Origin of the sequence: Pseudomonas sp. B16120, assembly GCF_044218845.1 — a bacterium.
Classification (GTDB): domain Bacteria; phylum Pseudomonadota; class Gammaproteobacteria; order Pseudomonadales; family Pseudomonadaceae; genus Aquipseudomonas; species Aquipseudomonas paracarnis.
This window is the reverse complement of the sequence record NZ_CP162588.1, coordinates 5,043,434-5,065,733: the sequence shown is the minus strand read 5'-3', so window position 1 is coordinate 5,065,733 and position 22,300 is coordinate 5,043,434. Positions and strand designations below refer to the sequence as shown.

The window sequence follows — 22,300 nt, the reverse complement described above, 5'->3', positions numbered from 1 at the left end:
GTTTATAGGCATTCGTGCAGGGTTTGACAGAATTGCTCCACCAGCGGGCTCTGCACTTGCGCGCAGGCCAGGGCCACGGTGCTGTGGCAGTCCGGGTCGGCCAGGGGTAAAAAGTGCAGGTTGGCGGGGGCGATGTCCTGCATGGATTTTGGTAACAAGGCAATACCGAAACCGGCCTGGATCAATTGCAACTGCGTGGTCTTGCGCGACATCACCCGTGCGGCCTTGGGGAAAAAACCTGCACGCATGCACAATTCGGCCGACAGATAACTCAGCCCGCCGCCTTGGGGATGGGGGATCGAGATAAACGCTTGGTCCTTTAGCTGTGCCAACTCCACCGGCGCGTCGCTGCGTGCCAACGGATGATTCGGCGGCACCGCCAGCACCAACGGCTCCGTGTACAACGGCAGCACACGCACGCCGTCGCGCTGGCGCAGTACGGGCAAGCGTAGCAGGCCGACGTCCAGGCGACCCTCGGCGATATCCTCCAACTGAGCTTCGGAGGAGAGCTTGGCAATATCCACCGACACGCCCGGACAGCGCTCTAGCCAGTTGCTGATGCCGTGCAATAACGCGCCGCTCATCGGCACGGTGCTCGAGTGACTCAGGCGCAGCGTTCCAAGCTGGCCATTGCCTACGAGGGTCGCCACTTCGCTGGCCTTGAGCAACTCACTCAACAAATTGCGCGCCCGTGGGTAGAACGCTTCACCGGCCGCTGTGAGCCGCGGTTGGCGTGCGGTGCGTTCGAACAATGGGGTTTGAAGTTGATTTTCCAGTTCCTTGATCTGCCGGCTCAAGGCCGACTGCGCCACAAACAGGCGTTCGGCCGCGGCACTGAAGCTGCCGCTCTCGGCGATTTCGACGAAGTAACGCAGTTGCCGCGTGGAGATCACGAGTCATGCCTTTTTGAGATGAGTGGCTGGCTTTGAAGATATTAGTCGCAACAGTAGACAATGGCTAAAGTGAAGGCCATGTCCAGCAAGGAATAACCCATGAGCCTGGTTGAGTTGATGAGTCAGTGGTCGTTCGGGGCTGTGGATTGGCTGGTGATCGGCCTGGGTGTGGTGCTGGCCTATGTGGTGTTTGGCATTGCCGGGTTCGGGACGGCCTTGGTCGCCGGGCCAATCCTGATTCTATTCATGCCGCTGTCGAAGATCATCCCGTTGCTGGTGCTGCTGGATTTTGTCGCGGCGTTTGGCGGCCTGCTGCAAGCGCGGCACGATGTGAACAAGCCGGAACTGTTGCGGTTGCTGCCCTGCATGGCCATCGGCTGCAGCCTGGGCGTGGGGTTTTTGCTCAACTTGCATTCGGACTTGTTGCTGTTGTTGATGGGGCTGTTTATCAGTGCCTACGCGATTTACAGCCTGGCGGTGAAAGCACGGCCGACTCAATTGGCGGCGGGCTGGTCGATTCCCATGGGCACTGTGGGTGGCCTGTTTGGGGCGCTATTTGGTAGTGGCGGCTTTTTATATGCGATTTACCTTAACAGCCGTTTACCCAAAGACGCGGCGCGGGCCACGCAAAGTGCGCTGATCAGTTGCAGCACGGTCGTGCGTTTGAGTTTGTTCCTGATTGCCGGGGTGTATGCAGATTTGCCGTTATTGATGTTGGCGGTTTGTCTGTTGCCGGCGATGGCCCTGGGGCTGTGGTGTGGGCGCAGGCTGACGATGCGGCTGTCCCGGGAGGCGTTCGTGCGGTTGGTGACCTGGTTGGTATTGGCCAGTGGTATTGCGTTGATCGGGCGGTATGTGAGTACTTGACCTGATTTTTTCAGGGATTAAGCTGCCGTCCTCCCGGGCGTCATCGCGGGCAAGCCCGGCTCCCACATTGGAATGCGATCAACTGTGGGAGCCGGGCTTGCCCGCGATGGCGCCAATAGCCACACCGCAGGACTCCCATGAACTCCCAAAGCATCCTTGTCCCGAAAATCTCCACCTTGCCCGTCCACGAACCCCGCGCCCGGGCGATTGTGCGCTGGCTGGTGCGCAAGAACATCATCAAGGAAGAACTCACCACTTGCGGGCGTACCGGCAACCGCATGGGCTACGCCCTGGCCGATGGCGCCCGCGCCGTGGTGCTGCACCCCGAGGCGCTGCCGTTCAACGAGCCGGTCAATGGCCTGGAGATCATCTACAAGCGTTGCATCTATACCCCGGCCAAGGGGTTTCTTGAAGAAGCCGGTTGCCCGGAATGCCTGAAGGAAGTTGGTGAGGCGCTGTTCGAAAGCCTGGAAGACTGGATGCCTGGCCACACCGACAACTTCACCTGCCCGCTGTGTGGGCATGAAGATGACATCAACGGTTTTCTGTTCCTGCAGGAATGCGGGTTTTCCAACCTGGGGTTCATCTTCAACAACTGGGCGGAGGCGGGGTTCAAGCAGAGCTTTATCGACGAATTTGCCGATTGGTTGGACCAGAAAATGAGCTGGGTCAAAGTCGAGCTTTAATCCATCTATCAGTATTACCAAGTTTGTCAGAGTTTTACATTGAGCCGGGCAGGGTGCATGTATATAATGGCGCGCTTCCATTTTCCCGCTCGGGAGCCCCCGCGATGCTGCGTATCAGCCAAGAAGCTCTGACATTCGACGACATTCTCCTAGTGCCCGGTTATTCCGAGGTGCTTCCTAACGAAGTCAGTCTCAAGACCCGCCTAACCCGTGGCATCGAGCTGAATATTCCCCTGGTTTCCGCTGCCATGGACACCGTCACCGAAGCCCGTCTGGCCATTGCCATGGCTCAGGAAGGCGGCATCGGCATCATCCACAAGAACATGACCATCGAGCAGCAAGCTGCCGAAGTGCGCAAGGTCAAGCGTTACGAAGCCGGCGTGGTGAAAGATCCGATCACCATCGAAGCTGACGCCACCGTGCGTGACCTGTTCGAACTCACGCGTATGCACAACATCTCCGGCGTCCCGGTGCTGCACGATGGCGACCTGGTCGGCATCGTCACTTCCCGTGACGTGCGTTTCGAGAACCGCCTTGAAGTCACCGTCCGTGAAGTGATGACGCCTAAAGAGCGCCTCGTCACCGTCAAGGAAGGCGCCGACAAGAACGATGTGCGCGAACTGCTGCACAAGCACCGCATCGAGCGCGTGCTGATCGTCGACGACAAATTCGCCCTCAAAGGCATGATGACCGTCAACGACATCGAAAAAGCCAAGGCTTACCCGCTGGCCAGCAAGGATGACCAAGGTCGTCTGCGTGTTGGCGCTGCCGTCGGTACCGGTAAAGACACTGGTGATCGGGTCTCGGCCCTGGTCGCCGCCGGTGTTGACGTGGTAGTGGTCGACACCGCCCACGGCCACTCCAAAGGCGTGATTGACCGCGTGCGTTGGGTCAAGCAGAACTTCCCTGACGTGCAGGTGATCGGCGGCAACATCGCCACCGGCGCTGCCGCCAAGGCCCTGGCCGAAGCGGGCGCCGACGCAGTCAAGGTCGGTATCGGCCCAGGTTCCATCTGCACCACGCGCATCGTTGCCGGTGTGGGCGTGCCGCAGATCAGCGCCATCGCCAACGTCGCCGCCGCCCTTGAAGGCACGGGCGTACCCTTGATCGCCGACGGTGGCATCCGGTTCTCCGGTGACCTGTCCAAGGCCATCGTCGCCGGTGCCTCCTGCGTGATGATGGGCTCGATGTTCGCAGGTACCGAAGAAGCGCCGGGCGAGATCGAACTGTTCCAGGGTCGTTCGTACAAGGCTTACCGTGGCATGGGTTCGCTGGGCGCCATGTCCCAGGCGCAAGGCTCTTCCGACCGTTACTTCCAGGACTCCTCGGCAGGCGCCGAGAAGCTCGTACCGGAAGGCATCGAAGGCCGTGTGCCGTACAAAGGCACCCTGAGCGCGATCATCCATCAACTGATGGGCGGCCTGCGTTCCTCGATGGGCTACACCGGCAGTGCCGACATCGAAGAAATGCGCACCAAGCCAGAGTTCGTGCGGATCACCGGCGCCGGCATGGCTGAATCCCATGTCCACGACGTGCAGATCACCAAGGAAGCGCCAAACTACCGTGTAGGTTGAGCCTTCCAGCAAAATGTTAAGTAACCGGGGCTGTTCTTCAGCCCCGAGTTGTTTCTGATTCATTAGACGAGACTGACTTCATGGCCCTCGACATTCACGCCCACCGCATCCTGATCCTCGACTTCGGTTCCCAGTACACCCAACTGATCGCCCGCCGCGTGCGTGAAATCGGCGTGTACTGCGAACTGCACCCGTTCGACATGGACGATGAAGCGATCCGCGAATTCGCACCCAAAGGCGTCATTCTCGCCGGTGGCCCCGAGTCCGTTCACGAAGCCAACAGCCCGCGCTGCCCGCAGGCGGTATTCGACCTGGGCGTGCCGGTGTTCGGCATCTGCTACGGCATGCAGACCATGGCCGAGCAACTGGGCGGCAAGGTTGAAGGTTCCGAGTTGCGTGAATTCGGTTATGCCCGTGTAGACGTGGTCGGCAAGAGCCGCCTGCTGGACGGCATCGAAGACCACATCGACGCCGACGGCCTGTTCGGCCTCGACGTGTGGATGAGCCACGGTGACAAGGTCACCAAAATGCCGGAAGATTTCCACATCCTGGCCAGCACCCCGAGCTGCCCGATTGCCGGCATGTTCAGCGACGAGCGTCGCTACTACGGCGTGCAATTCCACCCGGAAGTGACCCACACCAAGCAAGGCGGGCGCATCCTGTCGCGTTTCATCCTCGACATCTGCGAGTGTGAAGCCCTGTGGACCCCGTCGAAAATTGCTGAAGATGCCATCGCCCAAGTGCGCGCCCAGGTCGGCACTGACAACGTATTGCTTGGCCTGTCCGGCGGCGTTGACTCCTCGGTTGTAGCGGCACTGCTACACAAGGCCATCGGCGACCAACTGACCTGCGTGTTTGTCGACAACGGCCTGCTGCGCCTGCACGAAGGTGAGCAAGTGATGGCCATGTTCGCCGAGAACATGGGCGTCAAGGTGATCCGCGCCAACGCTGAGGACCAGTTCCTCAACAACCTGGCCGGCGAGTCCGACCCGGAGAAGAAGCGCAAGATCATCGGCCGCACCTTCATCGACGTGTTCGATGCCGAGTCCAACAAACTGGACAACATCAAGTACCTCGCCCAGGGCACCATCTACCCCGACGTGATCGAATCGGCCGGCGCCAAAAGCGGCAAGGCCCACGTGATCAAGTCCCACCACAACGTGGGTGGCCTGCCTGAGGAAATGAACCTCAAGCTGGTAGAACCGCTGCGCGAACTGTTCAAGGACGAAGTCCGCCGTCTGGGCCTGGAACTGGGCCTGCCGTACGACATGGTCTACCGCCACCCATTCCCAGGCCCGGGCCTGGGTGTGCGTATCCTGGGTGAAGTGAAGAAGGAATACGCCGACCTGCTGCGCCGCGCCGACCACATCTTCATCGAAGAACTGCGCAAGGCCGACTGGTACCACAAGGTCAGCCAGGCGTTCGTGGTGTTCCAGCCGGTGAAATCGGTGGGCGTTGTCGGCGATGGTCGTCGTTACGCATGGGTTGTTGCGCTGCGCGCCGTAGAGACCATCGACTTCATGACAGCGCGTTGGGCACACCTGCCTTACGAACTGCTGGAGACGGTCAGCGGCCGGATTATCAATGAGATCGAAGGTATTTCGCGCGTTACTTATGACGTGTCGAGCAAGCCGCCGGCGACGATTGAGTGGGAATGATCCTGCGTCCGGCATAGACCAGCAGCAAGTGGCATGAAACACCCCTGAAGCCCGCGTAATTGCGGGCTTTTTGCGTTTTCGGCTCCGCACTATCTGGCAAGTTTTCGCATCGCCAAGCACCCCGTTTTTATGGCATGGTAGATGGTACGACCTGACCCTAATGCCATGTTCGGCGCTCGATACCATGTCGCTCCTAATCAGATTGGCATGGTATTGATTTGCGTTAAAGTATTGATTTGTAAGGTTTTTATGAGATTAATGCGATGCGGAGTGAACATGGTATTTTTTAGAGGAAACCCGCCCTGACCATGCTGACCGATACCAAGCTGCGTAACATCAAGCCGAAAGACAAGCTGTACAAAGTGAACGACCGTGACGGTCTCTATGTAGCCATCACCCCGGCGGGGTCGATTTCATTCCGCTACAACTACTCGATCCACGGTAGGCAGGAGACCATCACCTTCGGCCGTTACGGTGTAGGGGGCATCACCCTAGCGGAAGCCCGGGAACGACTCGGCGAGGCAAAAAAGATGATCGCCGCTGGGAAGTCACCAGCCAAAGAGAAGGCCAGAGAAAAGGGCCGCGTCAGGGATGCGGAGACGTTCGGCGCTTGGGCTGAAAAATGGCTGCGTGGGTACCAAATGGCTGATTCCACCCGCGATATGCGACGCTCGGTTTTCGAACGAGAGCTAAAGCCGAAATTTGGCAACCAGAAACTCGCTGAAATTACGCATGAGGACCTGCGAGCGCTGACTGACAGCATCGTGGAGCGAGGTGCTCCGGCAACAGCAGTTCACTCGCGAGAGATTGTGATGCAGGTCTTTCGATGGGCAATCGAACGTGGTCAGAAGGTTGAGAACCCGGCTGATCTAGTACGGCCTACCAGCATCGCAAAATTCGAGCCGCGCGACCGGGCCTTGACTCCTGATGAAATCGCCTTGATGTATCAGTACATGGAACGCATTGGTACCGCTTCTTCGGTGCGTGTTGCGGCTAAGTTGCTGTTGCTAACCATGGTTCGCAAAAGTGAACTGACCAATGCGACTTGGAGCGAAATCAATTTCAGCGAAGCAGTCTGGACAGTTCCCAAAGAGCGGATGAAGCGCCGTAATCCGCATTTGGTGTTCCTGTCCAGGCAAGCGCTTGATATTTTCATTGCCCTGAAAACCTTTGCGGGTGGCTCGGAATATGTTCTTCCATCGCGCTATGACTCTGACTTACCGATGAGCAGTGCCACTCTCAATCAAGTGCTAACGCTGACCTATCGCCTCGCCCAGAAAGAGGGGCAGTCGCTAGGCAAGTTCGGGCCGCACGACTTGCGACGGACTGCCAGCACATTGTTACATGAGGCTGGCTATAACACCGATTGGATCGAGAAGTGCCTCGCACACGAACAGAAGGGTGTGCGAGCGGTTTACAACAAGGCCGAATATCGAGATCAGCGTCGGGCGATGCTGCAGGATTGGGCGGACATGATCGACGAGTGGACGCTTAGGAGACCGCGCTCCGAGGGCTGATACCGAGCTTCGTGGACTACAGAGTACATGGCGCCCATTCGTTTGTGGCGAAACGCCCACTTCGGTGGGCTTTTTTTTTGTCCCGAAACGCACGTTTTAGGGACACTTTTTTTCTCTGAATTTCGTTTAAAAAAACTACCGATAAAACAAGAGATTGGGTGATTATCCCCGTCCCGAAACTGGACGTTTGACGGACACTTAAGTGATTGATTTGTATGGAAAAATCGTCTAAAAATGCTGGAAAATACCGGAAATGTGGGGCAATAATCGAACCTCGAATGATCACGAAACGAGGTATTCGGTGTGGAGAAAGAATCGAGAAAAGTCCTGATCAGCAAGAAACAGTTGCTGGCAATGATCCCGTTGTGCGAGCGCACGATCTACAACTTTGAAAAGCAGGGAAAATTCCCTCGGCGTATTGCTCTTAGCAGCCGTAAGGTGGTCTGGGATTTGGGGGAAGTGGAGGAATGGATTGATGCGTGCAAGGGGACCGGCCCGGCTCCCCGGCCCGGAATGGGGGCCTGAATTGTGGCGATTGACTTACGGGCAGCTTTCGAGAACGAGCCGCCCTCACTTGACTTCATATGGCCCGGCTTCCTTGCAGGCACAGTGGGAGCCTTGGTAGCTCCCGGAGCCACTGGTAAGAGCTTCTGGGCGCTGGAGGCGGCAATGTCCGTTGCCTGTGGCGCAACCGTTGAAAGCAGAGCGGCCGGTGGTGACTTGGTAGGGCTTGCACCTGCGAAAGCTGGTCGCGTCGTCTATTTCGCTGGAGAAGACCCGGAAGTCGCACTGGTGCGCCGTATCCATGCCATCGGTCAGCATCTGAACCAGCAGTCACGGGAAGTCATCGCGCAGAACCTCACCCTTGAGCCGATCATGGGTAAGCGCTTGAATGTGATGGATGAGCGGCACCTTGCCCGCGTCATTGAGTTTTGCGCCGGTGCCCGGTTGATCGTGCTGGATACCCTGAGCCGCATTCACGACAGGGACGAGAACAGCAACGGCGACATGGCACGACTTGTTTCTACGCTGGAGCACATTGCGGCGTGTACCGGGGCCTCAGTTCTGTACCTGCACCACGTTAGCAAAGGTAGCGCCCGAGAGGGGCAGACGGATCAACAGCAGGCAGCACGAGGCGCATCCGCTCTAATCGACAATGCCCGCTGGTGCGGCTTCGTCGCAAAGATGACCGAGGACGAGGCCAAGAGCCTGAGCGACCGCTCCTATGACCGTCAGCCCATCGACAACGACCGGCGCGGCTTCTTTGTCCGTTTTGGTGTCAGCAAACAGAATTACGACGCTACTCCGCACGACCAATGGTATCAACGCCGCGACGGCGGCGTTTTGCTGCCGGTGGAGTTGTTGGACGTTAAGCAGGACAGCGGAAAGGTGCGTCAACGTGAGCAAGCATGACTTGACTCACGCCCGGCACGACCCGGTGCATTGTCTGGCACCCGGCCTGTTCCGTAGCCTCAAACGTGGCGAACGCAAGCGCAGCAAACTGGACGTTGTCTATGACTACGGCAATGGCAAGCGTATCGAGTTCAGTGGGCCGGAACCGCTGGGGGCCGACGATCTGCGTATTCTGCAAGGACTGGTTGCTATGGCTGGACCTTGCGGTCTTGTGCTTTCTTCCGATCCTCAGACAGAAGCAGGTCGGCAGCTCCGGCTATTTCTCGAACCTAAGTGGGAAGCGGTCCAGCAGGATGCGATGGTAGTCAAGGGTAGCTATCGGTCGCTGGCCCGTGAGGTTGGCTATGCGGACATCGACAATACTAGGCCAGTACGCGATTGCATTGAGAGGCTCTGGAAGGTCTCTATCATTGCGCAAAATGGAAGGAAGCGGCAGGGCTTCCGTTTGCTATCCGAGTACGCAAGTGATGAGCAGGAAGGCAAGCTGTATGTGGCATTGAACCCCCTTATTGCTCGCGCAATCATGGGTGGGCAGCACATCCGCATAGATATGGCCGAAGTAAGAAAGCTACAGACCGACCCCGCCCGCCTGATTCATCAACGTCTATGCGGCTGGATCGACCTCGGCAAGTCGGGGCGGGTAGAGCTGGACACGCTATGCGGCTATGTCTGGCCGGATGAACCGGCGAACCCGAATACCATCAAAAAACGTCGCCAGACGGCACGCAAAGCGCTGGCCGAGCTTGCTGCCGTGGGTTGGAGGCTGGACGAGTATGCTAAGGGAAAATGGGAAATCAGGCGACCCAAGGCATCCGAGTGTAATGCCGCGCCCCCCTGTTTAACGGCACCTAACCCCCTGTTTAACAGTACCCAAACCCCTGTTTAACGGCACCCGGCCTGTTTCTGGAAACCTAGCAACGGCGGGGCCTTGCGGGCCGTTCGCAAATTCCATCCAAGATTCTCTAAGAATCTCTATCATGCGCGCGAAGCGCCGCGCCCTGGTGGCGCAGCTCATCGCTTGCTGCTGTTGGTCGGCCTGCGGCCGTTGGGCACCAAAAGGAAGGGCGGCTCCCTCGAACACACACACCACCTAAACCACCAAGTGCATCGCGCCGTCTGCGGCATCCGAAGACGCACTAAAGAGAAGATCTCGGGGTGAACGACCAATCAGAAGGTCTTAGGAGCCGCCATAACGCTTTTAAATGATGCGGGATGGCCATCGGGTGCTGTAGCCAAAAAATCGCTCAGAATGCAGCTCAGGGCCTTACAGGTGGTGTAATAGACGGAGCTGAGACAGGTTCGTGCGTATTACTAATGGCGAAGCCCTCGCGCTTTTGATCGGCGCAGCCGGGAGTAGCCCCGTGATGAAATATCGCGAGTAGCCGCAAGTCCGGTGTGTCAACGCAAAGCGTTGTCCACGGGACACGCAGCACCGCAGGTGCGGAGGCTTTGGGCTTGTGCTGGGACTGACAGAACGACCAACTGACGGGGAGTGAACCTGATGCAATCACGAGGCTGCGTTTGGAAAGTAAAACCCCGCACTTAGGCGGGGTTGTGTGGGTCTCGTCAGTGATCACTGCTTGCCGGGACTCTCTTGCTTCTGTGCTTCCTGCGCGGCTTGGATGGCCATCAACGCCTGCTGATTCAGGGCTGCGTTATTCTTGCTGCCCAGCAAAGGTAGACGATTCATAGCCTGTGCCCCAGCAAACATGCGATAGGACGCCGACAATGCGAGCGGGTTCACTCGAAGCTGCAAGGCCGTGTACTGGCGATCTAGACTATCGAGTTGCGGCCCGTAGCCCTTGCTACGTAGCCATCGGCCGAGCGCCCACATGCCGATGGCAAATGTCGATGCGAATACTACGAATCCAGCGAACATCAGTATGTCCATCATGGTTGTTTCTCCGAGTTGTCGTTGTTTGATGCCGTGCCGGGCACATTGAGCGAGGCTAGGCGACTTGTGGCGGGGCTTTCGTCCGAGGATGGACGGATGACGTTAGATTCCGTTTGTGCAGCTTCCACGGTTGTTTCCGCGCCATTGGTTGGAACGGTCGAGCTGGCACCATCGGGAACAGGCGGCGGAGATCCTGCACCAAGAGACAGAGAATGCGCATTCTCCATGCCCGGCACTGCCATCGAGGTCATCACACCGAGCGCTTTTGCGCTAGCGTTGGCCGCTTGGGAAAGGGCGTTGCCAGAGCCAACAACTCCCCCTTTTGGTGCCCCTTGCTGGTCTTTGTCGTTTCTGTCCTGCGCCGCTCTCCCGGCCTGCTTGGTCGCCTGCTGGACACCACTGCTAGGCTGCTGCGGAGCCGTGCCCGGTGATTGAGGGGCGGCACTGCCACCTACGCGGGCACCGGCCGACGACGCACCTTGGGCGGCCGCTTGGCCGCCCGTGCTCGCGCCGAGCCCAGCGGCCGCACCGCCGTGAGTCGCCGCCGCTGCGGGCGCACCACCACCGGCAAAACTGGAATTGATCGCAGAAGCCAGACCGCCGCCGCCAATTCCACCTGCACCCGCTACACCGGCCCCAGCAGCGCCGCCAGTACCGGCAGCGCCAAGAGCACCGGCAGCAGCCGGAGCGGCCGCCCCGGCCGTGGCGATGGTGGCAGCCGCCGCAGCCGCTCCGGCTGCCCCGGCCACCGCCATCCCGCCAATGGCTGAGCCACCGCCCATGGACGTGCCGCTAATCATGCCGCCGATCAGGTCAGGAATAGTCTTGGTCAGATAGCAGCACACCAAGGCCAAGCCGACCATCGTCATCAATGACGCTTCATCATTGGTATAGGCTGCTAACCACTGCTTAGCCGACTGTACAACCAGGCCGACAATCAGAGTCAATACAAATAGCTTTGCACCAATCGCGACGGTGAAACGCATTGGCGCAATTGCAAATTCCCGCGTCCATTGCGAGCCACCAAAGCCCAAGAACAGCACGGATGCGTTGATGATTACGTAGGCCTCTACGAGCGTGACAAACATGAATGCAGCGATGAATGCGAAACATGCCAGCACAAGAATTGCGCATACAGCGATCAGAAGTCCCTTGGCCGGAGAAAATACTGAAATGCCCTCTACCATTGTGCGGCCAAAATCCAGCGCAACTGCAAGCATATCGCCGGGTTCTAATGCACGCCCGAGGCCGCTCGCTGATGCCGCTGCATCGCGGAAACTATCGACGATGGCCGTCGACCACTCCACTGAGTACTTCATGACTGCAAGGAAGAAACCGATCACCAGCACGAAGCGCAGCAGCTCGCCGACAATCTCGCCGAAGTCGGCTTGCTTCATTACTAGAGGCATGAACGTCCAAATAAACTGGATCGAGGCCAGCAGCCAGAACAGTCTGATCGCATAGTCATACAGCTTCGCTGACCACTGGTGCGACTGTTGCAAAACTAGGTCGAGTAGGCCCTGAACCGATGTATCGGCATGGGAAAGGTCGGTCGCGGCCATAGCATTTCCGGCCATGAACACACTCGCCAAGGCGAGGAACAACAAAAGACGACGATCCATAGCTAGTACCCCTTCACGCCGCCGCGAGTGTTGGGGCGCGCCTCAAACGACGCATCAGCGTCACGCTGTTGCCGTTGTTGCTCAGCCATCGCAGTACATTCGATGTTGCTTTGAACCACCACGGCAACCATGTAACCGGTCAGTGCGGACCCGGCGCACATCAACGCGATTAGCCATTTCGAAATAGTCATTCTCAGTACTCCTTCACGCCGCCGCGTGTGTTTTTCCGCGCTTCAAACTGCTGTTCAGCCGCTTCGCTAACGGCCTGTCGGTCGCCTTGCTGGGCCATGTAGTTGCCCTGCATGTTGATTTGGGTGGCCATCAGATCCCGCAGTTTTTGCAGTTGCTGCACGTTCTGCGAGGCGATTTCGTTGCCCGCCTGAATAGCTTGCATGCGGCCTACGGCTGACTGCGAACGGGCCACCATGCGAGCAAGCTGGGCGTCTTCAGGCTCGAACGTGCTGGTATTGAGATTTGCCGCTTCCATCGCCGTTTTCACGTTGTCGCGGCCCTGTTGCGACCACTTTTGATAGCGATCCTGCGCCGGGACCTCTGCCGAGTTCGCTGCTTGATTCAGGTAGGAATCGAAGCCGGGGAAAGCCGTGTTGAACTGCGAATCCATGTTCTGGATTTGACGGCCCAAGGCCTGCGAACGGTTGTAGATGTTGACCACGCTTTTCAAGTCAGCCGCAATGCTGCCAAACATCGAATCGGGCAGGCCCGTGCCCTGAGTGACCATGTTTTGGTACTGCTGAATCTGCGTTTGCAGTTGCTCGGCGGTGTTCAGCGCCGTGTTGACCTGTTCGGCGTACTCGAACATCTGTTGATAGAACGTCGAGCAGTTAGAGCAGTAGATGGCGTAAGCCGGTGCAGGTGTGATGTAGAGGCCTACACCAAGGCCTGTGGTTGCCATTGCCACAGCTAGCGCCGCGCCACGGCCAAATACCCGAGCGACATAAGCTGACGTTTTTCGCGATTCCATTTCCATGCCGAATACCTCATTTTGTCGTAATCTGAGGTTTGATTATTGTCCGATACGGGGTGGTTTTGAATATGCGGATAGATACTTATCCGCATAGATTTCAATGACTTGCGTCCGGAAACTGTCCGTCAATCATCCTTTGCAATGATGCCAACCATCTGACTTGTCTAGGGTTTTTCTTTCATGAGGAAGAATACTTAGCTGTCCGGTTTGATGCTTTTTGCGGACAAAAAAAAGCCCACCAAAGTGAGCTTTTGATAAGTTTGTGCGCGGCGTCAGTGGGCCGCGTAATAAGGATTCTGAGCGCGATAAAGGCTACGTTCAGTCTCAGGGATGTGCAGCGTCTCTAGGTGCCACTCTTCGAGTGAAGAAGCTAGCTCGGCCGCAATGCGCTGGGCTTCCACAACGGGCTTACTAGATTGCCCGCTGGCTCGACCTAGGCAGGCTTGCAGTTCATTGAGTTGATTGGCCAAAGCGCTGATGCGGTGAGCTGTCTTCATGATCAATTCCTCTTGCTGATCCGTTCCACGATTCTATCGAATTCTTCCCGGATCTGATCGTCCGTAAGCTCAAGATTAACCAATCCTGATTTTATTGCAATTCTTCCGATTCTTTCTGCTGCCTCATTGTCGAGCTTTGCAAGCCTTGCCTTAGCCATCTCTAGCTCAGAAAGCGCGTCAGCTCGTCGCTCGGAAAGGGTTTTTCTAGCCAATTGTAGTGCTCCTTTTTTGGTGCCATTTCGGCCTTAACCGATTGTGATCACGGAGATTTTAGCGACCGCTGGAATTTCTGACCACATCTGGATTGGCGTCGCTAAGAACGAAGCGCGGCCCCGGCATGTTGGTCGCCACTCCTGTGCTTTCTCCGCCCTGTGTGATCCGTTCAGTTAAAGTTGGTCGATTAAGTAAATTCAAGGCAATTTTAGGAAACTCCTGCTTAGATTAATGCAACTCTAGGCAACTAAGGAAAAATGAACGAAATTCAAGGAAATTCAAGGCAACTTGCGTTACCGAAACGGCCATTAGCATTAAATTTCTTTGAGTTGCACTCAGACAGACGGCAAGATGTGTGTTGTGGGCCTACGCTGCTCCGCAGCTACGACCCCCACCACCGCCCCTTACTCGCCTTCGGCTCGACGGATCTTGCTCTGCGAGGCTTGCCGTCGCTGCCGCGACAATTGAAAAGCTGGAGAGGTACAGCATGGAGAAAAAGGAGAAGCACACCCCTCGACGGAAGTTGCCGCCCATCAAGGTGTGGGTGTCGGAGGACGAGCGCGCAGAGATCGAGGACAAGGCCAGGCAAACTAACATGTCATTGTCCGCCTATCTGTCCGCTGTAGGCCGCAACAGGCCCATTCGATCCGCACTTGACCTGAAGGCGGTTGCGGAGCTTGGGAAAGTAAACGGCGACCTTGGGCGGGTGGCAGGCTTGCTGAAAATGTGGTTGGCAGAGAAACGCGGGCATGGTGCCCCGGCAGCGGACGTTGATGCATTGATGAGGGAGTTTCGTGAGCTACAAGGGAAAGTTTTGGCTGTTATGAGCAATGTTGTTTATGAACGGAGATAGGAGCGGCGCCTAAGACCGGTTGCAGCATTTTTTCGTAACGCCATTTTAGAAAAATTATGGCCAATTGGGCATGCACATCATCTCCAATTTGAGGGGGCTTTTGAGTTTTGCCATTTCCAGAGGGCCGTATCAGGGCACAATCTTGCTGACTGCGCACGACACAGCTTCATGACTCCATCGAGGGCACAGTAAAGCCCTGTGTCTAAGGCGATGTTGCCGCTGCTAGCAATTGGCAGGCGAAAACGCTTTTTTGGATTGCGCAATCCAAAAAAGACGTGGCATTAGGCCGGTATCGCGCTAGAGTCCTTAAGTATAAAAAAATGCTGTGGTTTTCCGAGACGTGGAGAAGATAGTAATGGGGCTACCAAGAACATTTGTAGGATTTAGTAGTACGGACATTCACTATTATCGATTAATGCTTGCGTGGAAGCAACACGAACATATTGATTTCAGTTTCACTAATTGCCAGCTTTCACAAGAAATAAATTCAAGCGATGAGGCATATATAAAACGTAAGTGTCGCGAGCGCATAGATATGGCAGGAACGTTTGCTGTGCTTATTGGTTCTGATACACGTAACAAGCACAAATATGTAAGATGGGAAATGGAAGTCGCGTTAGAAAAAAAATGCAGAATCATAGGCATAAATTTGGATGGCGCACGTAGCGTGGTAGAAGCAAAATGCCCGCCTATTATTCGAAATGTAGGAGCTATCTTTGTTCCTTTTTCACCAAAAATTGTTGCCCATGCGCTTGCTAATTGGACTAAGCAGCCGAATGATGACTGGCATTATAAAGACGAAGTTTATAGAAGTCTCGGATATAAGTGATCGGAGAATATATGGAAGATAAAGATTTCCCTGCCCTCTATCGGTCTGCTAATGAACTTTCGTTAAAGTCGCAGTCGCAATTTTTCTTAGCTTTAAGGTGCCATCTTATTACCTTGGTTCTCGCCGCATTATTATCAATAGTAAGCTTTCCACACTGGACTGTAGCAGCCTTGCAGGTCTTTGCTCTTTTAGGAGCTTTGGCGTGCTCTATCTATTTGTTTAGTGTTAGGCCAGAAAAGCTTTGGTACGGTGGCAGAGCGGTCGCAGAATCTATAAAGACGATAACTTGGCGCTATGTGTGTCGAGCTGAACCGTTCCAGGGAGACGATGAAAGCGCTCGGAAAGATTTTCGTCTGACACTTAAAGCAATAATTGAACAAAATCGAGAGGTTTGCCGGGCGCTCACTGACCACCTTGAAGGTATCCAAGTTTCTCCTAAGATGGAGCAGATCCGGTGCGAAACATTAAGTAAACGCAAAGAAATATATGTGAAAAGCAGGATTGGAGATCAACATGCATGGTATGCCAACAAAGCTAAATTCAATCGTAGGAGAGCTCGGTATTTTTTTTGGGTTCTGATAACGGTCAATACCTTCGCTGTTGTTTGTGCTGTGGTGCGGGTTGCTAACGTAGAGGTGCCTTTTTGGCCAACTGATGTTTTCGTAGCAGCGGCTGCAAGTATTTTAAGTTGGATGCAAGCAAAGCGATTTTCTGAATTAGCGGCCTCGTACTCTTTAACGTCTCACGAGATAGGGTTGGTAAAAGAAGAAGCGAAGCAGCCAAATACAGATGAAAAGTTTTCTGTATTTGTGGGGGATGCGGAAAATGCTTTTTCCCGAGAACATACGCAATGGGTTGCAAGGAAAGATGCGTAGATGCTTCTGTCAATGGCATGATTTAGGGGGGGTGATATGTTTAATCTTATTATGAGATCGGTTGAGTGGGACTCTGGGCAAGAATCAATGGAGATTGGCCGGGTTTTTGAATATACGGATAGCCACATATCTCAAATTTTTAGAGAAAATAATATTCCATCGCTGGATAGACTTATAGCCCTTCCGTGTCTGTTTATGCAAGAAGGAACGCGGGATGAGGTTGCTTACGTTGGTCAAATAAATAGAGCAAGAATAGTAGGTGGTGATATATCTTTTGAGTATTCATTAGACAGTGAGGTGCCAGTTATTCATAACTCATTTATATACAAAAATAGAATGGCACTTGATATGCCAAAGGATTTTGAGTTCTCTAGGAATCATTGGGCTGTTAAGGATATTGATCTTTATCGATTTTTGCTTAGAACGGTTAGGCCGAGGCGCCAACGGCCTACGGTATTTCAGATTTCAGAACATGAGAGCATTGAAGCGATGCTGGTCTCTGTAATGATGCCATTTGATGCTGCTTTTAATCCGGTCTACAACGGTATTCAGTTGGCCGCAGAAGGGGCTGGCCTTCGTTGTCGTCGTGCCGATGATATTTGGGAGAATCCAGCCGTAATTCAGGATGTAGTTGCTTTAATAGATAGAGCGCGTGTTGTGGTGTGTGATTGCACAGGTAGAAACCCTAACGTCTTTTATGAGGCTGGGATTGCGCATACTCTGGGTAGAGAAGTCATACTAATAGCTCAAGCTGAGCACGACATACCGTTTGATCTACGGCATCTACGATTTATTCGTTATCATGCGAACGCGCAAGGAATAGCCGAATTGTCCGTGGCTTTGCAGGCACGAATTCAAACCATTGTCGGTCACTAAATTTATCTTCTTGTTGCAGATGTCTTGGATGTACACCGAGAAGCCTTGTATTGAACTCTCAGCATAGAGGACAGGTGAGATGAAAGACAGATCACATGACAAGGCCATGGTGGAGTATTTCCATGCTATTCCTTCCTACGCAGCGGAGTTGCTTGCCGAAGTTCGCCTAGACGGCGACCCGGCTGAACTGGCTATTTTGCTGCGTCAGACGGCTGAGGCGTTCGGCCAGGACGGATTGCGGGTAGTTTCTCAGACGAGGAAGGAGCGCGAATGACCCTGAAATTGTTAATAGATACGTGTGTATGGCTCGACCTCACAAAAGATCCCCGCCACCTTCCGCTGTTGGATGCCCTATCCGCGATGAGCGAGGCAGACGAAGTAGTACTCGTTGTGCCGCAGATTGTTATCGATGAATTTGCACGGAATCGCGACCGAGTGATGGCCGCGAGTAGAGCCAGCCTTTCGAGTCACTTCAAGAGGGTTCGAGAGGCAATTATGCAGTTCGCACCTGAAGATGGCCGTGAGGCTACGATCCGGCAGCTAAACGAAGTGGATCACCGCGTGGCGACTGGCGGCGAGGCAGTAAACGAGGCGGTAGACCTCATTGAAAAACTCTTTGCCGACTCTCAGCCTGTGCCCGTAAGTGACAGTATTAAGCTGCGTGCAGCTGACCGAGCTATCGCCAAGATTGCCCCTTTCCACCGTCAGATGAATGGCATGGGAGATGCAATCATCATCGAGACCTACATTGATGCTCTGGCTGCGCGTCAGAGTGACGACGTGTTCGCGTTCGTGACTCATAACATCCACGACTTTAGCCGTCAGGGAGCAGATACACGTTTGCCACACCCGGATTTAGAAGCCCTTTTCGATGGCGTGAGATCGAGATATTCAACCAACCTAAGCACACTGCTCAGCGAATTCGCCAGCGAATTGATCGAAGAAACCAGGTTTGAGCGCGAATACAGTCAAGCTCCTAGACAGCTATCCGAGTTGCTCGAAGCAGAGCAGAAACTGACTACTCAAGTTTGGTACAACAGGAAGTGGAACATCATCGCTAACGTCGAGGATGGGGAAGAAAGGGTGGTGGCTAAGGAGGAGTGGGACAGAGCTGCGCCGGAAGAGCGGCGGAAGCTTGTGGTCGATTCGATTTGGGAGGGAATGCTAGCTGCTATGAGGAGCGCGGAGGAGGAACTCGGCGCGGAGGCGCTGGGGCCGTGGACTGACTTCGAGTGGGGGATGATCAACGGCAAGCTGTCTGCTATACGCTGGATGCTCGGTGACGAGTGGGATATGCTCGATACGTAATACACAGACAGTTATGGATCGCCGTTGCTGTTTTGGATTGCGCAATCCAAAACAACGCCTGTGGGCGTTCTGAATTATCGTTCGACCGTTTGCGCTACCAGAGCGGAGGGCACCATCAATGAAAGACAGATTACATAGTGAGGCTATGGCTGAGCTTTTCCGTGCCAGCCCAGACTACGCATCTGAACTGCTGGTCGAGGTTCGCCGCGGCGGTGACCCGGCAGAGCTTTCCATTCTGCTGCGACAGGTAGTCGAGGCGTTTGGGGAAGACTTTGCAACTCTGACTTTTGCGACGAGGCAACCATGACGCAAGTGGCTTGGAGGCGCGACGGCGTGCCGGTAGATGCCGCTTCCATTCCGGGCATTGAGTGGGAGGCCTTGAAACAGGTGGCACAGCTAGGTGACTTCATGATGCCTTGCTGCAAGGCGCCAGCGGTCCTCAAGACAAGCATTAACGGCTTGGCCTTCTTCGCCCATCTTTCGGATGAGTGCGATACCGCACCGGAAACGAAGTGGCACAAGGCAGGCAAGGCAGCAGTGATGGCCGCTTTAACAAGCATGGGCATCGAGAGTCGTGACGAGGTGCCGGGCCGATCTACGAGCGGGGACAAGTGGGAGGCCGATGTTCTCTTCTCGGTTTCGGGTCGCACCATCGTGATCGAGTTGCAACGCTCTTACCAGCATCTGCGCGACTTCACTCGTCGGCAGGAGCGATATGCTGCCTCGGGTGTTGAATCTTACTGGCTGGTCCGCAAAGAGACATTTCTGACCTTGGGAAAGGCCACATCGCGACTTCTGCTAAAGCGTGACTTCGGCAACGTGTTTCCGCCTGGTGGAATCGGTACAGGTATGCTGCCTGAGTTACCGGTAGCGATGTTGGAGACCGAGGGCGAGCAGGTGGTTCAGTTCGGTGGGTTCAAGACTGCGACTGTGGCGGTGTGGCTGGCTGGCATCATAGATGGCGCATTCCAGTATCGTGGCGGATCTTGGAATCTTGGTTGACCTTGAATATGTCGCATGGCATTTTTAATGGTATCTGAAGGATTTTTGTGCGCAATATACTGTCAAATAACGATTTTTTTTGATAATCAATAATAGAGTGGGAATGATCCTGCGATAGCAGGTGAGGACTGAATAACAGAACCCCGGCCATGTGCCGGGGTTTTTGCATGTTAGGCGAGTAGGTTAGAAGAACTCATCCTCTGTACATCAAGGAAGCTGTTCAATACAAAATGCATTGTATATTATGCAAAATTGTAATTTATGAGGTTTTGCATTGTATAGGATGCGATATAGATGGAGGATCTAGGAATTCTGATCAAAACCCTGCGAAAGTCCGCAGGCCTTTCGCAAAGTCAGCTAGCACAGCGGCACGGCATGAGTCGCGCCACCATCTCGGGGATCGAAAACAATACCATCCCTGAAATAGGTATTCGCAAGGTCGCAGCGATTCTTGAAGGCTTGGGATACGAATTGACCGCCACCCCCAATCCTCGACGCATGACTCTCGACGAATTGAAGGCAGGAGGTGTCCATGACTAGCCAACGTGATCGGTTGTACATCGGCACCAACGGTGTGCCTGCTGGAACGCTCGGGCGACGTAATGAAAATCAGCGTGACTCGATTTTTTCGTATAACGACACGGTGGCCCAAGAGCAAGCAGTGTCCTTGACCATGCCGGTGCGCCTGGAAAGCTACAACTGGGAGTACGGCATTCACCCGTTGTTTGAGATGCACATTCCTGAAGGGCATCTCAAGGCCGAACTCGTACGGCGTTTCAGCAAATCGGTGCGCGGTTTTGATGACTTTGCTTTATTGGGCATCGTAGGTCCGCACCAATTGGGTCGTATCAGCGTTGCCCATCAAGCGGGTGATGCGTCGTTGCCTGGGGTCAAGCTGGCTGACCTGCTGGTGTACGACGGGGCTGAAGACCTGTTCGATGAGCTTCTGAAAACCTACGCCGCTTATTCAGGGGTGTCGGGCGTTCAGCCGAAAGTGCTGGTTCGCGATGTTGGCGATATGGCTGCTGATATTGAACGTCTTACCCACAAGGGCGCCACGCATTTGGTAAAGGCGTTCAATGAGTCGGACGTTCCTCAGTTGGCGGCCAATGAATTTTTCTGCATGCGTGCCGCATACCATTGTGGTCTTGAGGTGCCTGAGGTCCAGCTCAGTCATAACGGGAAGTTTCTGGTAGTGAAGCGGTTCGACATCGGTGAAAACGCCTACCTCGGATTTGAGGATATGTGTGTTCTATCGGGATGGGGAACCGGGAAAAAATATGACGGCAGCTATCAAGGGTGCGCAAAACTGATCAGGTCATTTGTCACGCCAAGCCGGGTAGCCAGGGCTCTTGAAGACTTTTTCATAATGGTGGCGCTCTCGGCCGGTATTCAGAACGGTGATGCACACCTGAAAAACTTCGGCTTGCTTTATGAAAACTGCGCCGAGGATGCCGATGTCTGGCTTGCCCCCGTTTATGACCTGGTGACCACTACGGTCTACGCCGGCAACGACATCATGGGGCTGTTGCTTGGCGGTTCGAAGGCGTGGCCAAAGCGCAAGATGCTTGTGCAGTTCGGGCGCAGTTCGTGCAGTTTGACGCAGGCGCGCTGTAACGAATTGCTCGCCAGAGTGGACGATGGCATGAGTCGCGCCATGGCGGAGCTATCCGAGTATCGAAGTACCCACCCGGAGTTCGAAGCCGTAGGGGAAAAGATGGCCGGCGCATGGGCAGCAGGCTTGGCCAGGAGTATCTCGGTGTCGTGAGGGGCCGGGTTTAAGCGAGCCCCAGGGAGCAGCCGGGTTTAGCGCCGTGCCACATCCGAAAAATAAAACTTATCCAACGTATGCCGCGACTCGGTGTACTCGAACTGCCTTCCATCCTGCAAGAACGTCTGGTTGCTCACCACAATCACATGGCTTTGCCCATCCAGATCCAGATGCGCCTGGTCGTCCTTGCTGCGCGGCAAGGCTTCGATGGTGCGCTGCGCATAGCTGATCTGCAGCTGCAGCGTTTGCTCGATAAACGCGTAGATCGACTGCTCGGCGATGTCGTGATCCAGGCCGGGAATCAGGTCACTGATGAAGTGGTTGATGTCCAGAATCACGCGTTTGCCGCCGATGCGGCGCACCCGTTTGATGCGCGTGATCAGTGTGCCGGGTTCGGCCTCGATGTGCTGCAGCAGTGAGCCTTCCAACGGGATCTGGGTGAACTCGACCACGTCAGTACGTACGTCATCGCCCAGGTCAGCGTGCGTTTCGTGGAAGCTGACGATGCCGCCCAGTTGGAACTCGATCGGGTTGGGCGATAACACAAAGGTGCCCTTGCCGTGGATCTTTTGCGCAAAGCCACGTTCCTGCAACTGCTCGATGGCGCGCCGTACGGTGCCACGGCTGGCCTGGTAGGCGTCCATCAGTTCGGTTTCGGAGGGAAGGCGCGTACCGCGTTGCAGGCGCTCGGTGGTGATGCTGGCAAGCAGATCCGTATAGATCTGGTTGTATTTGCTCATGGGATGGCTCTTGCCCGGCGTTATGAAGGTGGACTGCGCGTTCAAGGCAGGAACCATAGTGGCAGAGGTGGGGTTTGTCCATTGGACAGCGGTGCGAGCCGGGGAAAAATCTGACAGAAAGCTCGCAGGCATAAACAAAAGTGTAACTCGTACAGACGAGTTGTTGATTTAACTCGTACAGACGAGTACTTTTCCCTCCTCGGCGTGCTGCCAACGACTGCCACCCA

25 protein-coding genes are annotated in these 22,300 nt (G+C 55.1%); 18 read left to right on the top strand and 7 right to left on the bottom strand.

Annotated features, from left to right (window positions below):
• Positions 1 to 2: 2 nt before the first annotated feature.
• Positions 3 to 893, bottom strand: coding sequence for a LysR family transcriptional regulator (locus AB4P90_RS23645; protein WP_395605409.1), 891 nt, complete (start codon positions 891 to 893; stop codon positions 3 to 5).
• Positions 894 to 992: 99 nt separating this feature from the next.
• On the opposite strand from AB4P90_RS23645, the gene AB4P90_RS23640 reads away from it, so the two are divergent.
• From AB4P90_RS23640 to repC, 8 genes are all read left to right on the top strand, one after another.
• Positions 993 to 1,760 carry a sulfite exporter TauE/SafE family protein gene (locus tag AB4P90_RS23640; protein ID WP_032903680.1) on the top strand — a complete coding sequence of 256 codons (768 nt, stop codon included), beginning with the start codon at positions 993 to 995 and terminating at the stop codon, positions 1,758 to 1,760.
• 137 nt (positions 1,761 to 1,897) lie between these two features.
• The gene (locus AB4P90_RS23635; RefSeq protein WP_005791157.1) at positions 1,898 to 2,446 is read left to right on the top strand and encodes a hypothetical protein; all 549 of its coding nucleotides are present in this window, start codon (positions 1,898 to 1,900) and stop codon (positions 2,444 to 2,446) included.
• A 104-nt stretch (positions 2,447 to 2,550) separates the two neighbouring features.
• On the top strand, positions 2,551 to 4,020 hold the full coding sequence (gene guaB, locus AB4P90_RS23630) for an IMP dehydrogenase (RefSeq protein ID WP_014719807.1): 1,470 nt from the start codon (positions 2,551 to 2,553) through the stop codon (positions 4,018 to 4,020).
• A gap of 80 nt (positions 4,021 to 4,100) precedes the next feature.
• Positions 4,101 to 5,678, top strand: a complete 1,578-nt coding sequence (gene guaA / locus AB4P90_RS23625) for a glutamine-hydrolyzing GMP synthase (protein ID WP_014719806.1) — start codon at positions 4,101 to 4,103, stop codon at positions 5,676 to 5,678.
• Between the two features lie 308 nt (positions 5,679 to 5,986).
• Complete coding sequence (locus AB4P90_RS23620) at positions 5,987 to 7,195, top strand: site-specific integrase (RefSeq protein WP_103714983.1); 1,209 nt, start codon at positions 5,987 to 5,989, stop codon at positions 7,193 to 7,195.
• Between the two features lie 303 nt (positions 7,196 to 7,498).
• Positions 7,499 to 7,720 (top strand): AlpA family transcriptional regulator, encoded by a 222-nt coding sequence (locus AB4P90_RS23615; RefSeq protein WP_182240349.1) that lies wholly within the window; start codon positions 7,499 to 7,501, stop codon positions 7,718 to 7,720.
• Between the two features lie 3 nt (positions 7,721 to 7,723).
• Positions 7,724 to 8,608, top strand: a complete 885-nt coding sequence (locus AB4P90_RS23610; protein WP_182240347.1) for a helicase RepA family protein — start codon at positions 7,724 to 7,726, stop codon at positions 8,606 to 8,608.
• Positions 8,595 to 9,494 (top strand): replication protein C, IncQ-type, encoded by a 900-nt coding sequence (repC, locus tag AB4P90_RS23605; protein WP_202692395.1) that lies wholly within the window; start codon positions 8,595 to 8,597, stop codon positions 9,492 to 9,494. The genes AB4P90_RS23610 and repC overlap by 14 nt, the downstream gene beginning before the upstream one ends.
• A gap of 687 nt (positions 9,495 to 10,181) precedes the next feature.
• On the opposite strand, the gene AB4P90_RS23600 is transcribed toward repC, so the two are convergent.
• The 4 genes from AB4P90_RS23600 to trbJ are packed head-to-tail and all read right to left on the bottom strand — an operon-like array spanning position 10,182 to position 13,112.
• Entirely contained in the window at positions 10,182 to 10,502 is a 321-nt protein-coding gene (locus AB4P90_RS23600) for a hypothetical protein (RefSeq protein ID WP_182240343.1), read from the bottom strand.
• Positions 10,499 to 12,124, bottom strand: coding sequence for a P-type conjugative transfer protein TrbL (gene trbL, locus AB4P90_RS23595; RefSeq protein ID WP_259154125.1), 1,626 nt, complete (start codon positions 12,122 to 12,124; stop codon positions 10,499 to 10,501). The genes AB4P90_RS23600 and trbL overlap by 4 nt, the downstream gene beginning before the upstream one ends.
• 2 nt (positions 12,125 to 12,126) lie before the next feature.
• On the bottom strand, positions 12,127 to 12,315 hold the full coding sequence (locus AB4P90_RS23590) for a hypothetical protein (protein ID WP_182240339.1): 189 nt from the start codon (positions 12,313 to 12,315) through the stop codon (positions 12,127 to 12,129).
• A 2-nt stretch (positions 12,316 to 12,317) separates the two neighbouring features.
• Positions 12,318 to 13,112: a P-type conjugative transfer protein TrbJ gene (gene trbJ, locus AB4P90_RS23585; RefSeq protein WP_182240337.1), complete on the bottom strand. Its 795-nt coding sequence runs from the start codon at positions 13,110 to 13,112 to the stop codon at positions 12,318 to 12,320.
• Positions 13,113 to 13,439: 327 nt separating this feature from the next.
• Here trbJ and AB4P90_RS23580 point away from each other — a divergent pair, with 327 nt between their 5' ends.
• A complete protein-coding gene (locus AB4P90_RS23580) occupies positions 13,440 to 13,571 on the top strand; it encodes a hypothetical protein (protein ID WP_108724267.1) in 132 nt (43 codons plus the stop codon).
• 37 nt (positions 13,572 to 13,608) lie between these two features.
• On the opposite strand, the gene AB4P90_RS23575 is transcribed toward AB4P90_RS23580, so the two are convergent.
• The gene (locus AB4P90_RS23575) at positions 13,609 to 13,818 is read right to left on the bottom strand and encodes a TraC family protein (protein WP_229589561.1); all 210 of its coding nucleotides are present in this window, start codon (positions 13,816 to 13,818) and stop codon (positions 13,609 to 13,611) included.
• A gap of 488 nt (positions 13,819 to 14,306) precedes the next feature.
• Here AB4P90_RS23575 and AB4P90_RS23570 point away from each other — a divergent pair, with 488 nt between their 5' ends.
• The 9 genes from AB4P90_RS23570 to AB4P90_RS23530 all read left to right on the top strand — a co-directional run bounded on the left by AB4P90_RS23570 (position 14,307) and on the right by AB4P90_RS23530 (position 21,330).
• Entirely contained in the window at positions 14,307 to 14,672 is a 366-nt protein-coding gene (locus tag AB4P90_RS23570; protein ID WP_122349715.1) for a plasmid mobilization protein, read from the top strand.
• 340 nt (positions 14,673 to 15,012) lie between these two features.
• A complete protein-coding gene (locus tag AB4P90_RS23565; RefSeq protein WP_256149963.1) occupies positions 15,013 to 15,501 on the top strand; it encodes a TIR domain-containing protein in 489 nt (162 codons plus the stop codon).
• A gap of 11 nt (positions 15,502 to 15,512) precedes the next feature.
• On the top strand, positions 15,513 to 16,376 hold the full coding sequence (locus AB4P90_RS23560; protein ID WP_122349717.1) for a DUF4231 domain-containing protein: 864 nt from the start codon (positions 15,513 to 15,515) through the stop codon (positions 16,374 to 16,376).
• 36 nt (positions 16,377 to 16,412) lie between these two features.
• Entirely contained in the window at positions 16,413 to 17,252 is an 840-nt protein-coding gene (locus tag AB4P90_RS23555; RefSeq protein WP_182240333.1) for a hypothetical protein, read from the top strand.
• A 79-nt stretch (positions 17,253 to 17,331) separates the two neighbouring features.
• Complete coding sequence (locus tag AB4P90_RS23550) at positions 17,332 to 17,526, top strand: transcriptional regulator (RefSeq protein ID WP_122350180.1); 195 nt, start codon at positions 17,332 to 17,334, stop codon at positions 17,524 to 17,526.
• Entirely contained in the window at positions 17,523 to 18,560 is a 1,038-nt protein-coding gene (locus tag AB4P90_RS23545) for a PIN domain-containing protein (RefSeq protein WP_122350181.1), read from the top strand. The genes AB4P90_RS23550 and AB4P90_RS23545 overlap by 4 nt, the downstream gene beginning before the upstream one ends.
• A gap of 303 nt (positions 18,561 to 18,863) precedes the next feature.
• Complete coding sequence (locus AB4P90_RS23540) at positions 18,864 to 19,562, top strand: competence protein CoiA (protein ID WP_122350183.1); 699 nt, start codon at positions 18,864 to 18,866, stop codon at positions 19,560 to 19,562.
• A gap of 294 nt (positions 19,563 to 19,856) precedes the next feature.
• Positions 19,857 to 20,102, top strand: a complete 246-nt coding sequence (locus AB4P90_RS23535; RefSeq protein ID WP_003193996.1) for a helix-turn-helix transcriptional regulator — start codon at positions 19,857 to 19,859, stop codon at positions 20,100 to 20,102.
• Positions 20,095 to 21,330 (top strand): type II toxin-antitoxin system HipA family toxin, encoded by a 1,236-nt coding sequence (locus AB4P90_RS23530; RefSeq protein WP_003193995.1) that lies wholly within the window; start codon positions 20,095 to 20,097, stop codon positions 21,328 to 21,330. The genes AB4P90_RS23535 and AB4P90_RS23530 overlap by 8 nt, the downstream gene beginning before the upstream one ends.
• 38 nt (positions 21,331 to 21,368) lie before the next feature.
• On the opposite strand, the gene treR is transcribed toward AB4P90_RS23530, so the two are convergent.
• Positions 21,369 to 22,073 carry a trehalose operon repressor gene (gene treR, locus AB4P90_RS23525; protein WP_060768042.1) on the bottom strand — a complete coding sequence of 235 codons (705 nt, stop codon included), beginning with the start codon at positions 22,071 to 22,073 and terminating at the stop codon, positions 21,369 to 21,371.
• Between the last annotated feature and the right edge of the window lie 227 nt (positions 22,074 to 22,300).